Source organism: Nitrospira sp. BLG_1 (assembly GCF_047338595.1).
Classification (GTDB): Bacteria; Nitrospirota; Nitrospiria; order Nitrospirales; family Nitrospiraceae; genus Nitrospira_D.
In genome coordinates, this window is record NZ_JBLFBO010000003.1 from 15,459 (window position 1) to 28,525 (window position 13,067).

A 13,067-nucleotide genomic window follows, 5' to 3' on the forward strand; every position below is an offset into this window, starting at 1 on the left:
GTATTCCATTCAAGGCCGAGAGGTGGTGCCACGGGATGGACTCAGGCCAGGTTCTTTTTTGATCAGAACCCCAAAGAGCTGTGGCTGTGGAGTTTCCCGGTGAGCGACTTCTCCTGACGCGGGAGAGAGGAAAGAGGGGTTACCGGATTCTGACTTTCTCAACCAGCTGGCGCAGGCGTTTCCGCTGGACCGGCCGCAGATTCAGGAATTCCACTCCGAAGACCTGCCCACGGACCCACCGAACGACAGCATGGTCAATGTGGATGCGCCAGCTATAGCTTGGCGAGAAGATCCACAGTTCGAGACTCATGTCGGTCCGGACAGTGGTTTCAGACTCGGCTGCACATCCTATTTTGGAAAGATCCAGGAGTGTCGCCTCCGCCTCTCCCACTTCATGATGTGAAAAGAAGAGACGGCAGTCCAATGGAATGCGAGGGGAGGTCCGTAACTCTCTTTTGTCGGTTTGGTCATCGCCGTGCATGAGCCGTCCCTGCAGCACATACCTCCGCATAAATGAATCACCTCAAGCGGTTTCCCGCTATTGATTTCGCCTTTCTTGCGCATCGGCGTGGGCTGGCCCATCACTCTCTTGTCGACGAGATCGGGCTAGGTTTCCCCTGCCTGCTTCGGTATAATCGCCCGACATATCCTGTTCACCCTGGGAGGAGATTCGAATGTCCGAAAAAGACGACAAGAAGCGCGCACTGGACTTGGCCCTGTCCCAGATCGAGAAGCAATATGGGAAGGGAGCCATTATGAAGCTGGGCGCCGAGGAGAAGGTCGATGTCCCGGCCATTTCCACCGGTTCGCTCGGTCTCGACATTGCCCTTGGGGTCGGCGGGCTTCCGCGCGGACGGGTGATTGAAATCTTCGGCCCGGAGGCGTCGGGAAAGACAACGATGACGCTGCATTGTATCGCCGAGGTGCAGAAGATTGGCGGAGTTGCCGCATTTATTGATGCCGAACACGCGTTGGACTTGACCTATGCCAAGAAGTTGGGAGTGCAGGCCGATGATCTCCTGGTGTCACAGCCCGATACAGGGGAGCAGGCACTGGAGATCGCCGAAACGTTGGTCAGAAGCGGGGCGATCGATCTGATCGTCATCGACTCGGTGGCGGCACTGACACCACGTGCCGAGATCGAGGGTGAGATGGGTGACGCCCATATGGGGCTTCAGGCACGGCTGATGTCGCAGGCCCTGAGAAAGCTTACGGGGGCGATCTCGAAATCGTTGACGACGGTCATCTTCATCAATCAAATTCGCATGAAGCTCGGTGTGATGTTCGGCAATCCCGAGACGACGACCGGCGGGAACGCGCTCAAGTTTTACTCCTCCGTCCGCTTGGATATTCGACGGGTTGAATCCATCAAGGAAGGGCAGGAGGTGATGGGGAGCCGGGTCCGCGTGAAGGTGGTCAAGAACAAAATGGCACCGCCGTTTCGTCAGGCGGAGTTCGACATCATGTTTGCCGAGGGGATTTCCAAAACCGGCGAGCTCGTGGATATGGGGGTCGACAAAAAGATCATTGATAAGTCCGGTGCCTGGTATTCCTATAACGGCGAACGAATCGGTCAGGGACGCGACGCGGCTCGAGAGTTTCTCAAGACCAATGTCGCCGCCGCTCGCGAGGTGGAACAAAAACTGCGGGAGGTGGCTGGCGTTCCCGCACGAGGTGAGAAGAAGGCCGAGACCAAAGCTGAGACTAAAGAGGACAAACCGGTTGCGCGAAGTGAGGAAAAGCGGGCGCATCGGTGACGGGCGAAAGGCGCCGGCTCGCCTTCGTGCTTCACCCACAAGCCAGGATGAGGGGTTCCGGCTCGCAGTTCGTTTTTTGGCGCAGCGAGATCGGACTGCTGCTCAAGTCGAACGGTTTCTCCTGTCACGAGGGGTGACCTCTCCCCACATTGAACAGGCCATTTGCAGCCTGACGGACCTCCGGTACCTTGACGACCTTGCCTATGCCCAGCGATGGGTGGAGAAGCGCCTGGCTACCAAGCCGATGGGCCAAGAACGGCTCAAGGCGGAATTACAGGCCAAGGGAATTTCGGATGGCTTAGCTGAGCGGGTTCTCACCGAAGTCTTTCAGCGGAACGGCGAGGAGGTCGTGGCGCGCCTGGCCTTACGGGCCATGTCCCACCAGGGGAAGCAATTGGCCTCAGGGCACATGGCGCGATTCCTCCATCAGCGGGGTTTCAGTGACGAGGTGATCGATCGTATGATGACAGAGTTCAAGAGAAGTGAGGATGTTGTCCATGAAGACGAATAGTGCAACCGAGCTGCGGCGGGCCTTTATCCGGTATTTTGAAGAGCACGGACATCAGGCGGTGCCGAGCGCCTCGCTTTTGCCGCAAGCCGATCCGACCTTGCTGTTTACCAATGCCGGGATGAATCAGTTCAAGCGGGTGTTCCTTGGGGAAGACACACGCGTCTATACGCGGGCGGTGTCGGTGCAGAAGTGTTTGCGTGCGGGGGGGAAGCATAACGATCTTGAGAATGTCGGGTATACCAGGCGCCATCACACCTTCTTTGAGATGTTGGGGAACTTCTCGTTCGGAGATTATTTCAAAGAAGACGCGATTGTGTTTGGGTGGGAGTTTCTGACGCACACAGTCGGACTCACCAAAGATCGGCTTTGGGTGACGATTTTTCGAGAAGACGATGCAGCGGATCGGCTGTGGAGAAAGATCGGCGTGCCAGCCTCCCGCATTGCGCGATGCGATGAGAAGGATAACTTCTGGCAGATGGCGGACACCGGTCCCTGCGGCCCCTGTTCCGAGATCCATTTCGATCAAGGCGCGGTTGTTCCAGGCGATGATCGGCCGAACGGCGAGGGCGACCGAGTCATTGAGATCTGGAATCTGGTCTTCATGCAGTACAACCGTGATGTGTCAGGCGCCCTCCATCCGCTCCCTAAGCCAAGTATCGATACCGGGATGGGGCTGGAACGGCTGGCCGCGGTGGCTCAGGGAGTCCATAGCAATTATGACAGCGATCTCTTTACCCCGTTGCTGACGGCGATTGCCGAACGGGCCGGCATGGAGTACGGCAAGAAAGACGTTTCAGATCGTTCCATGCGAGTGATCGCCGATCATTTGCGCGCCGTGACATTTTTGATGACCGATGGGGTGTTGCCGTCGAATGAGGGGCGTGGGTATGTGTTGCGAAGAATCCTGCGTCGGGCGGCCAGGCATGGCCGGCTGCTCGGGATCGTGGAACCGTTTCTCCATGAGTTGACCGCATCGGTGGTGAGCCAGATGGGCGGTGCCTATACGGAAATTACCCGTGCGGCCGACACGATTACCGAAGCCACCCGCGGGGAAGAGGAGCGGTTTATTGCGACGCTGGACCAGGGGTTGCCGATCTTGAATGAAATGATCGAGAAGACGCAAGCCGCAGGGCAATCGGTTTTGACTGGTGGGGATGTCTTCAAACTCTACGATACCTACGGGTTCCCGATGGATCTCATGGCCGAGGCCTGTCGCGAACAGGGCATGACCATCGATGAGCCGGGGTTTGATGCGGCGATAGAGGAACAGCGGACTCGCGCGCGGAAAACCGGCGGGTTTGAGCAAGATACGGCTCGTCCGGCCGTTGCGGAGTTAGCGCAGCGGATCGGTGCCACACAATTTATCGGCTATGATCGACTGGAAAGTGATGCACTGCTCCGCGCGATTCTCAAGGGCGAGCAGTTGGTGAAGGAAGCGAGGGAAGGGGACGAGGTTGAGGTGGCGCTTGATGCCACACCATTTTATCCCGAAGGCGGAGGGCAAGTCGGAGACCGGGGAACTTTGTCTGGGCCGGAAGGGTTGATGGACATCACGGAGACCACGAGGCCTGCGCCGATGCTGATCCTTCACAAAGGGACCGTTCGCCAAGGGCGCATCCGTGAAGGCGAGCGTCTGCATCTGACGGTGAATGCCTCCACGCGCCAGGATGCGGCGCGCAATCACACAGCGACACATCTGGTCCATGCAGCCCTTCGCGATCTGCTCGGCCCCCATGTGAAACAGTACGGGTCATTAGTCGGGCCGAATCGGCTTCGGTTTGATTTCGCCCATTTCCGGCCCTTGTCCTCTCGTGATATCGATGAGATTGAATCGACGGTGAACGAGGAAATCAGAAAGAACGAGGCGGTGTCTACCGAGGTGATGAGTATTCAGGATGCCGTGGCCAAAGGCGCATTGGCATTCTTCGGTGACAAGTATGGCGAGCAGGTTCGTGTGGTATCGGTTGAGTCCTTCAGTAAAGAGCTCTGTGGCGGGACGCATTGCCGGCAGACCGGTGAGATCGGACTCTTTCGGATTCTCTCCGAGACCGGCGTGGCGGCCGGTGTGCGACGACTTGAGGCCCAAACCGGGAGCGGCGCGTACAACCAGATCAAGACATTGGAGTCTGAGGTTCGACAGTTATCTGATCTTCTGAAAGTGGGGCAGTCGGAGATTGTCGTACGAACGAGGAAGCTGCTGACACAGCTCAAAGACAAGGAGCGTGAACTGGAAGACGTGAAGCTCAAGATGGCCGGGGGTGCAGCTGCTGCCTCTACGCTCAAGACCATTGCCGGTGTGTCGGTTCATGTGCAACGGACTGATGGATTGGACGGGACGGCGATGCGGACACTGGCCGACCAGTTGCGGGATAAGATGAAGAGCGGTGTGATCGCGCTTGGTGCGGAAGTCGAAGCCGGGAAAGTCTCATTGCTCGTGGTCGTGACCAAAGATCTGATCGGTCGCCTCAAGGCGGGTGAACTTATTAAGCCGATGGCGGTCGAGGTCGGCGGGACGGGCGGTGGCCGTCCGGAGATGGCTCAAGCGGGAGGAAAAGATGCCTCACGTCTTGATGCGGCGCTTGAAAAGGTTTTTAGCCTGGTCGAAACTGTGCTCCAGCGGTAAACTGTCATGGCAACCAGGATCCTAGCCCTCGATTACGGGACCAAGCGGATCGGAGTAGCGCTCAGCGATGAGCTTGGGTGGACGGCTCAACCGCTTGAAACGCTCGAACGGAGGACGCTGGATCGAGATTTCGCACATATTCAACAGCTGGTGAACGCGCACGATGTCCGAGAAGTTGTGATCGGACTTCCGTTACGACTCAATGGTGAAGAAGGACCGGCGGTTCAGGCCGTTCATCTGTTCGTCGACCGGCTCGGTGAGGTGTTGTCGGTTCCCATCGTCATGTGGGACGAGCGGATGACGACTCGATCGGCGGAAGAGCTCTTGATCGCCGCCGATGTCAGTCGAAAAAAGCGAAAGGGAGTCGTCGATCGTGTCGCCGCGGCAATTCTTTTGCAGAGCTATCTCGAAGCCAACACGGCTTCCACGAGCTCTGGCGAGGAACATCGCTCGGCACAAGAGACAGAGGAAGCGTGGGTAGAGTCGTCGTTGATCGACCAATCGCATGATGGTTCGTGGGATCCTCATCACCGCCGTCACTCTCGTCGTGCTCGTCGGGGTGGTCGGCTATCTAATGATCCGATGGGCTGAAGCGCCCGTCCTGTCCGAGGCCGATCATCCTCCTGAGAAGATTGTGGTCATCCCTGATGGGGCCACATTCAACCAAGCTGCGACCCTCCTTGAACGGGAGCAATTGATCAGGAGTCGACTGGCGTTTCTCCTGTTGGGGAAATTCCAGGAGGCGGACCGTAAGATTCATCCGGGAGAATATGCGCTCCATGCCGCGATGCCGCCGGCAGAGATTCTGTCGAGGTTCTTGGCCGGTCGCGTGGTCTTGCATCCCATCACAATTCCTGAAGGCTATGCAATGAGTCAGATTGCGGATGTCCTTGAGGAGCAGCACATCACCGCTCGCGAGGAGTTTCTCAGACTGGCATCGGACAAGTCATTTATGAAGACGTTGGGCATTGAGGCAGGCTCGGTAGAGGGCTACCTCTACCCCGACACCTACCGGTTTGCGAAGCCGACGGCGGCGAAAGACGTGATCAGGGCGATGGTGGAACAGTTCGATCATATCATGACGCAAGAGTTGAAAGTGCGAGCCAAAGAGATCAACCTCACGGTCCATCAAGTCTTGACTCTCGCTTCGGTGATTGAAAAAGAAACTGGGGCAGGCAATGAACGCCCACAGATTTCAGCTGTGTTTCACAATCGATTGAAGAAAAATATTCCGCTCCAGAGTGATCCGACGGTCATTTATGGACTGCCGAATTTCGACGGGAATCTGCATAAGAAGGACCTTTCCCATCCCAGTCCCTACAATACCTATCGGTGGGCGGGATTGCCGCCTGGTCCGATTGCCAGTCCTGGGGCGGACGCGATCCGTGCGGCCCTGTATCCTGTCCCATCCGCGTACCTGTATTTCGTATCTCGAAACGATGGGACCCATCAATTTTCCGCCACCTTGGTTGAACACAACAAGGCGGTGGAACGGTACCAAAAACGTCCGTTTCGAAAAGAACGGCATTCGCAGACATTCATGGTCCCGAAGAGCCATGCGATCCATCATGAAGAAGGAGTCTCGTAGCGTATGTCACGTTGGAATCTTCCTGCATTGATTGATCATACTGTCTTGAGGCCGGAGGCGACGAAGCACGATGTGCTTCGGCTGTGCGAAGAGGCGAAGGCCCATGGGTTTACCGTTATATTTGTCCCGCCTTGTTACGTCGATGAAGCAGCCGCGGCAATCGTGGGTACAAACATTCAGCTTGGGATCCCGATCGGATTTCCGCTGGGCGGGCATACGACAAGAACCAAAGTCGCTGAAGCAGTCGATGCAGTCTCTCGTGGAGCCCGGGTGTTGGATATGGTGCTGAACGTCAGCCGACTGAAATCCGGTGACCATGACGCTGTACGGACGGATATTGCTGAAGTAGTGAAGGCGACACCCGGGGTCGAGCACAAGGTCATTCTTGAAACCTGCTATCTGACTCAGGATGAAAAGCGAGCCGCTTGTCATCTTGCCGTGGAGGCTGGAGCAGAGTATGTGAAGACCTCGACGGGGTTCGGTGCTGCCGGAGCGACTGTGGCAGATGTGCGTTTACTGAAAGAGACGGTGGCGGGAATGGCCAAGGTCAAGGCCTCAGGCGGGATCCGGGATTGGAAGACGACGCTCGCGATGCTCGAGGCCGGCGCGGATCGGATCGGCACGAGTGCTGGCCTGACGATTCTTGAGCAATGGCGCGCATCGGGAGACCAGAGGTGATAGGGTTACCGCAAACTGGTACAACGGTCTCTCGTGGTGGATCGCACGGTCTGGCAGACTGCTGAAAAAGTCCTCCAGCGGCGTTCTCACATCACTCAGAGGTTCGACGTACCGAAGCGTACGCCTCGCCCCTTCGCTCGCTGAGGCTTTGCTGGACGGCCTTTTTGAGCAGTCTGAGCTGTAGAGTGCCACAGTTCTTTTTATCATCGTGCTACGGTGGGCGAAGCTGAAACCAAGTTTTTCAGCAAACTGCTTGTTGTCTAGACCCTCTTCTCCTACGTCCTCTTGGATCTTCTTAATGGTTCCATACGTCTCTATGTCGACTCACGGTGATTTGATAGAGTGAGTCGAGGATCACGCGCGTCATCTTCCTTGTACTGGGTTGGCATGGGATCGGAGCCCTGCCGGATGCGGTAGACTACGGCGATGCTGAGGCGAGCACCCTTGTTCATCTGGCTGCGATGGATTGTGCGGTCCAGTTGCCAGAATCTTCTTCCGCTATGTGCTCTTGGCTCGTTCCAGACGTCTCTATGTTGATTCTTGGTGAAATTGGTAGAGTCAGCCGATGATCAAGCGCGTCATCCTCCTCGTCATGGATGGATGTGGGGTCGGAGCCTTGCCGGATGCGGCAGACTACGGCGATGCTGAGGCGAACACCCTTGTCCATCTGGCTGAGTCCGTTGGGGGACTCAGTCTCCCCAACTTAGAAATGCTTGGACTGGGCCATATCGCTCAGATCAAGGGTGTGCGGGCCATGGGACAACCCAACGGATGCTTCGGGCGTCTGGCCTTCGCATCGGCGGGGAAAGATTCCGTGGTGGGATATTGGGAAATGAGCGGGGTGGTTCAGCATGAGGGCGCGGCTGTTTGCCGTTCCGGTGTGCCAACGTCGATCGTGGATTTGATCGAGCAAGTATTTGGAAGAAAGTCGATCGGCAGAGAGGTGGCGCTGATGGCGGCGATGCTCCGTCGATATGGCGTGGAGCATATGGCGACGGGAGCGCCCATACTCTGGGCCGACGGAGGCAATACCTGTTTCCTGGCCATGCATGAATCCATCATGGCCGTATCGGAATTCCAGCATCGCTGCCGCGAAGTGCGAAAAGCGGCAAAGGATGCGGGGATACTCCTTCGTGTCGTCGCGCAGCCGGTGAGTGGGGGGCATGATCAACTTCGTCCGTACGCTGGACGAAAGGACTGTGTGCATGAGCCGGCCGGTGTGACGATGTTTGATGTCTTGAGTCGATCGGGTCAGATTGCGATGGGGGTCGGGAAAGTCTATGATCTCTTCAGCGGTCGTGGATTTACAAAAGCCTTTCCGATTGCATCGGGGATTGCAGGTTTGGAAGAAGTGGTCGGCATGTTAAACAAAGTTCCGCGCGGGCTCCTGGCTGCCAGTGTGGACCAATGGTCAGAAGAGCCGACACAGATGGCCACGGCTCTGCAAGAGTTTGATCGTCGGTTGCCGGAGTTATTCGAAAAGTTACGCCCCGGCGATATGGTCATTGTGACAGGTGATCATGGCCGGGACGGTTCATTGCCCGGCAAGACGTTGACCCGCGAATATGTTCCCCTCTGCGTCACCGGTCCCAAACTGGCGCAAGGTGTCGATTTGGGAACCAGGGTGACGGCGGCGGACGTGGGGCAGACGATCGCCGATGCATTGGGTGCTGATCGGGTGCTTCATGGCGAAAGTTTTCTGAATGCGCTGAAGTCGGGGTAGTGCGGAGTGAGAAGTGAAAAGTGAATGGTAAGGGGCCAGCCGGGAAAGATCAGTCGGAGTCATTTGCATGTCGTATGAAGCGAAACTGAAAGAGCTGGGATTGACCCTGCCGGATTCTCCGAAACCGGTGGCGAATTATGTGCCGGTTGTTCGGGTCGGTGAGCTGTTATTTCTTTCTGGTGTGTTGCCGTCGCGCGATGGCCAGCTCATCATGACAGGTAAGCTAGGCCAGGGATTGACGATCGAGCAAGGGAAAGAGGCTTCGCGAGTCGCCGTCTTGAATGGCTTGAGTATTATTCGGCATGCAGCAGGATCGCTTGATCGAGTAAAACAGATTGTCAAAATGGTCGGCCATATCGCCTCGGCTCAAGGATTTACCGATCAACCGCAAGTGCTCAATGGTGCCTCTGATCTTCTCGTATCCCTGTTCGGTGATGCCGGCCGACATGCGCGTGTCGCCGTCGGGGCTGCTGAACTTCCCCGCCAGGCACCGGTGGAAATCGAATTGATCGTTCAGCTTCTCTCCTAGTCCGCCTTGACTCTTCAAAAAACCACTTGTTAAAGTCCTGCATGATGCACATCATGGCTTTGCCCTTCCCGTTTCTTGTCTGAAAGGTCACCCATGCAACGAATTGCCGCGTTTGCCGCATGCCTCGTGTTGTTGTTTTTGTCCTCAAATAATACGTATGCAGCGAGTAAGAGTAAGCCGATCGAGAGCAAGGTTGTCATTGAACTCTCGACCACCGTGGCAACTCCCGGCGCGACGGTTACGCTCAACGGAAAGGGGTTCGGCCCGTACAAGTCGACGGCGTTCAACAGAGTGATCATCAATGGCCTGTCGGCTCTGGTGCAACGATGGGAACCTGAGCTTATTGAGGTCAAAGTTCCGTTTAAGGCAACGAGTGGATTCATCGAGGTGATGATCGGGAAGAAGAAGGTGCTTGCCGGGCTGTTGACGATTGTCATGCCTCAGATCGAAGACATGACACCGACTGAAGCCGAGCGTGGGGCCACGATTCAGATTACGGGCCGGCATTTCGGTCTGTCCGCCGGCGCTCGCGATCCCAATACGATGTTCGGAGTGAACGACGTGATCGTCGGAGGGGTGGTCGTTCGACCGCGGCGCTGGAAGGATGACGCTATTGAGCTGGAGGTCCCTGCCAATGCGACGAGCGGCGAGGTCGTGGTTCGGTTGGCCTCATCGGATCCGCTTCCTGACGGATCCTGCTGTGCGCCTGTCGAGTACGTTAAAAGCAATGCCGTTCCATTGAAACTGATGCCGTCAATTCGAGTCGATCCGGTCAGTGGGCCCGTCGGGACGAAGGTGGTGCTCTTCGGCCAAGGATTTGGTCAGTCGAAAGAGCGGATGGATGACGGTGTGCTGATCGCCGGAAAACCTGCGACGATCGCCCAATGGAACGACGATGTGATCGTGGTCCATGTTCCCCTTGATGCCGAGTCTGGTCCGCTGGTGTTGCGACGGCAGGGGCAAGAACGGGTACTGACACAGTTTACGGTTCATGTTCCTCACATCACGACGCTGAGCCCTTCCAGCGCTCCGATCGGGACATTGCTCCGGATCAGCGGTGAACATTTTGGGTTCTATTCGGAAAGCGGGGCGACTCCGTACAACTTCATGGATTTCAATACGGGTCAGAATCGAGTGGAGATCGGCGGGGTCCCGGCCGTCATCTATCGATGGAACGACGATCGAATCGATGTGTGGGTGCCATTCAGTGCAAAGAGCGGGAAGGTGGTGATCTACCGGAGTGCCACCAGACCGAATCTGGGGGGGCTCTGCTGCGCTGAGCGAGGGGCGATGGCGATTGAGGCAGGAGACTTCACGCTGGTGACGCCCACGGTTGACGCGTATGACCCCAAGTCGGCTGGGTTGGATGCGACCGTGACCATTAAGGGAAGTGGATTTGGGACGTTCTTGAAGACCGCAGAACATGCCGATCTTCGATTAAATCAAAAAGCGTACAAACGGCGCTCTGACATTGAGATCAACGAGCCTGAGGCCGGTACGACAGTGTTGTCGAACGTCTCCCGCACGGAAGTTCTGTTCAATGGCGCTGCAGCTTTGGTGCAGTCATGGACGGATCAGGAGATCGTGGTCAAAGTTCCGCACCGGAACCTGTATGGGATTGGAAAGAAGGGCGACTTTTTCGATGATCTTGCCACAGGACCTCTGGTGGTCCGTCGAGGATCGTGGGATCTCTTGCCGGATGGCACCTGCTGCTCGCCAAAAAAATGGCTGACAGTAGAAGCGGGCCAGTTCACCATCGAGGCGAAGGGGCTTCCTGACGATGGGTATTGGACGAATAACAGACCTGATGCGAGCACCAGTCAATAATGCTGACTCCACTGCACGTTGTCTGCATCCACTCGCGTATCATCTCCTTGTTGTTCCTGGTGGTACTGGGGCTTCCACGACTGGCCGCAAGCAGTGAGACCGCTCTTTCCTTTACGATCCAGACGAGTCCGACGAAATCCACCTTGCTGAGTATTCACTTTCCTGCGCCTCAACAGGGCTGGGCGGTGGGATCTGGTGGGACGATCCTGAAGACCATTGATGGCGGGAAAAAGTGGAAGCGCGTGACCAGTGGAACAACTGCTTTGCTCACGAGCGTGTTTTTTGCCGACTCGTCGAACGGATGGGTGACCGGTGCTGGAGGATGGTTCAGCCGCACGATGAACGGGGGAGAGTCCTGGTCTCCGCAGTCTCTCGCGACACAGCAGCCGCTCTACGCTGTCTCCTTTCCATCTCCCAGTATCGGGTGGGTCGTTGGGGGAGGCGGAACCATCTTTCATACCACGGATGGAGGCCAGCATTGGAACGAGCAGGTCAGCGGCACGATGGCGGCCCTCTATGCCGTACAGTTTCTCGATGAACAGAAAGGGACCATTGTCGGCGCATTGGGAACGATCCTGTCGACATCTGATGGCGGCGTGACATGGACCGCACAAGGCACGCAGAGTGCAGTCACCTTGTTCGACGTTTCTTTCACTGATGCCTCAACTGGTTGGGCAGTCGGCAATGCAGGGGCGCTGTTTCAAACGACAGATGGGGGCGCCAAATGGGTGGATCAGACTCTGCCTTGTGGAAATACGTGCACGAAACTTACTGATTTGTTGAAGGTCCGGTTTACGAGCCGGCGCGAAGGCTGGATCGTGGGGGAACGAGGAACGTTGTATCGGACAACCGACGCCGGTCTCACCTGGAGCGAGGGAAAATCGATAGCCCCTGCGTCGTTATTTGGCCTCAGCTTTCCCGATGTTGCACAGGGGTGGGCGAGCGGGGAGAATGGAACCATCGTTCATCTGCAACTGAGTCGCTGAACGGCCTGCGGGGCATTGCGATTCTTGGAAACAGCAGAGAGCAGTGTAAATACACTGCTAGATCTCTTTGACAGACAGCACGTTCATAGTTGGCACTACAGAGACGGGGAAGCGCTCCTTGTTGGCTACGACCCCTTGGGTCTGCCGCGAGGACGAAGCGTCGATTCCATACCAAACCGCTTTGCCATCCGGTTCACCCAGGCGTCGTTGCCGAATGGACGTCCTCGCTGTACGCTCACTCGAAGGGTTTCCAGTTCTTCGCCGGTGTCAGGTCGATTGACCCGAGTGATCCAATTGCGCGGGGGAGGGACCGGCCAGTCACTCAACCAGGTCGTCAGTTTGGCATCTCCCTGGCTGCGTCGCCATAAACTACTCCATCGCCAGTTTTCCGCCTGTCTGACCAGCTTGGCCCGGAGCGCATTGCGTTCCACATAGCGTGCCACGGTCAAAAAGTGCTCATCTGTCTGAACGGGAAAGGACTTGAAGCGGCCTTGATAAACGGGGCCGGTGCCGGCGGTTTCATGTTGGACATGCCAGCGTTGTGTATGGGTCACGGTGATCCAGCGGAGAATTTCCGAGAGTTCTCCATCCTGGCGTGGCCAGAGGAGGAGGTGCCAGTGATTGGGCATGAGGCAATAGGCGGCAATGCGGATGCGGAACGTCGCATGGGCTTCGGCCAGGATGGCCTCAAAGGCGATGTAGTCCGACGGAGTCTCAAACAACGGCAGTCGACCCACCCGTCGGTTCAAGACATGATAGGTGAGGTTGCCGGCAGCAAGACGAGGACGACGCGGCATAAGGAATCTTGTATCCAACTCATCATGGGGTTGTCAAGAAAAGAGATC

At 56.8% G+C, this 13,067-nt stretch carries 12 protein-coding genes; 10 read left to right on the plus strand and 2 right to left on the minus strand.

All coding sequences use genetic code 11. From position 1 onward, the window contains the following. Nucleotides 1-139: 139 nt before the first annotated feature. Nucleotides 140-511 (minus strand): PilZ domain-containing protein, encoded by a 372-nt coding sequence (locus ACMTNU_RS04080; RefSeq protein ID WP_413933924.1) that lies wholly within the window; start codon nucleotides 509-511, stop codon nucleotides 140-142. Between the two features lie 163 nt (nucleotides 512-674). Between ACMTNU_RS04080 and recA the strand changes: the two genes are divergently transcribed. The 10 genes from recA (at nucleotide 675) to ACMTNU_RS04130 (ending at nucleotide 12,222) form a co-directional block, all read left to right on the plus strand. Then, the gene (recA, locus tag ACMTNU_RS04085) at nucleotides 675-1,757 is read left to right on the plus strand and encodes a recombinase RecA (protein WP_413933925.1); all 1,083 of its coding nucleotides are present in this window, start codon (nucleotides 675-677) and stop codon (nucleotides 1,755-1,757) included. Further along, the gene (locus ACMTNU_RS04090; protein ID WP_413934194.1) at nucleotides 1,732-2,268 is read left to right on the plus strand and encodes a regulatory protein RecX; all 537 of its coding nucleotides are present in this window, start codon (nucleotides 1,732-1,734) and stop codon (nucleotides 2,266-2,268) included. The genes recA and ACMTNU_RS04090 overlap by 26 nt, the downstream gene beginning before the upstream one ends. Continuing rightward, a complete protein-coding gene (gene alaS / locus ACMTNU_RS04095; RefSeq protein WP_413933926.1) occupies nucleotides 2,255-4,891 on the plus strand; it encodes an alanine--tRNA ligase in 2,637 nt (878 codons plus the stop codon). Before ACMTNU_RS04090 ends, alaS begins: the two co-directional genes overlap by 14 nt. A 6-nt stretch (nucleotides 4,892-4,897) precedes the next feature. Continuing rightward, the gene (gene ruvX / locus ACMTNU_RS04100) at nucleotides 4,898-5,482 is read left to right on the plus strand and encodes a Holliday junction resolvase RuvX (RefSeq protein ID WP_413933927.1); all 585 of its coding nucleotides are present in this window, start codon (nucleotides 4,898-4,900) and stop codon (nucleotides 5,480-5,482) included. Beyond that, nucleotides 5,397-6,479 (plus strand): endolytic transglycosylase MltG, encoded by a 1,083-nt coding sequence (mltG, locus tag ACMTNU_RS04105; RefSeq protein WP_413933928.1) that lies wholly within the window; start codon nucleotides 5,397-5,399, stop codon nucleotides 6,477-6,479. The genes ruvX and mltG overlap by 86 nt, the downstream gene beginning before the upstream one ends. A gap of 3 nt (nucleotides 6,480-6,482) precedes the next feature. Beyond that, nucleotides 6,483-7,157: a deoxyribose-phosphate aldolase gene (gene deoC, locus ACMTNU_RS04110; RefSeq protein ID WP_413933929.1), complete on the plus strand. Its 675-nt coding sequence runs from the start codon at nucleotides 6,483-6,485 to the stop codon at nucleotides 7,155-7,157. A 565-nt stretch (nucleotides 7,158-7,722) separates the two neighbouring features. Further along, a complete protein-coding gene (locus tag ACMTNU_RS04115; RefSeq protein ID WP_413933930.1) occupies nucleotides 7,723-8,880 on the plus strand; it encodes a phosphopentomutase in 1,158 nt (385 codons plus the stop codon). A gap of 67 nt (nucleotides 8,881-8,947) precedes the next feature. Continuing rightward, nucleotides 8,948-9,409 (plus strand): RidA family protein, encoded by a 462-nt coding sequence (locus ACMTNU_RS04120; RefSeq protein ID WP_413933931.1) that lies wholly within the window; start codon nucleotides 8,948-8,950, stop codon nucleotides 9,407-9,409. Between the two features lie 93 nt (nucleotides 9,410-9,502). After that, complete coding sequence (locus tag ACMTNU_RS04125; RefSeq protein ID WP_413933932.1) at nucleotides 9,503-11,236, plus strand: IPT/TIG domain-containing protein; 1,734 nt, start codon at nucleotides 9,503-9,505, stop codon at nucleotides 11,234-11,236. After that, entirely contained in the window at nucleotides 11,236-12,222 is a 987-nt protein-coding gene (locus ACMTNU_RS04130) for a WD40/YVTN/BNR-like repeat-containing protein (RefSeq protein WP_413933933.1), read from the plus strand. Before ACMTNU_RS04125 ends, ACMTNU_RS04130 begins: the two co-directional genes overlap by 1 nt. Before the next feature lie 125 nt (nucleotides 12,223-12,347). Here the strand turns inward: ACMTNU_RS04130 and ACMTNU_RS04135 are convergent, their stop codons facing one another. Beyond that, nucleotides 12,348-13,019 (minus strand): transposase, encoded by a 672-nt coding sequence (locus tag ACMTNU_RS04135; RefSeq protein ID WP_413933934.1) that lies wholly within the window; start codon nucleotides 13,017-13,019, stop codon nucleotides 12,348-12,350. Nucleotides 13,020-13,067 lie beyond the last annotated feature (48 nt).

Coding starts and splice junctions, on each gene's coding strand:
- ACMTNU_RS04080 (WP_413933924.1), bottom strand. CDS start 511: ATGCGGAGGTATGTGCTGCAGGGACGGCTCATGCACGGCGATGACCAA.
- recA (WP_413933925.1), top strand. CDS start 675: ATGTCCGAAAAAGACGACAAGAAGCGCGCACTGGACTTGGCCCTGTCC.
- alaS (WP_413933926.1), top strand. CDS start 2,255: ATGAAGACGAATAGTGCAACCGAGCTGCGGCGGGCCTTTATCCGGTAT.
- ruvX (WP_413933927.1), top strand. CDS start 4,898: ATGGCAACCAGGATCCTAGCCCTCGATTACGGGACCAAGCGGATCGGA.
- mltG (WP_413933928.1), top strand. CDS start 5,397: ATGATGGTTCGTGGGATCCTCATCACCGCCGTCACTCTCGTCGTGCTC.
- deoC (WP_413933929.1), top strand. CDS start 6,483: ATGTCACGTTGGAATCTTCCTGCATTGATTGATCATACTGTCTTGAGG.
- ACMTNU_RS04115 (WP_413933930.1), top strand. CDS start 7,723: ATGATCAAGCGCGTCATCCTCCTCGTCATGGATGGATGTGGGGTCGGA.
- ACMTNU_RS04120 (WP_413933931.1), top strand. CDS start 8,948: ATGTCGTATGAAGCGAAACTGAAAGAGCTGGGATTGACCCTGCCGGAT.
- ACMTNU_RS04125 (WP_413933932.1), top strand. CDS start 9,503: ATGCAACGAATTGCCGCGTTTGCCGCATGCCTCGTGTTGTTGTTTTTG.
- ACMTNU_RS04130 (WP_413933933.1), top strand. CDS start 11,236: ATGCTGACTCCACTGCACGTTGTCTGCATCCACTCGCGTATCATCTCC.
- ACMTNU_RS04135 (WP_413933934.1), bottom strand. CDS start 13,019: ATGCCGCGTCGTCCTCGTCTTGCTGCCGGCAACCTCACCTATCATGTC.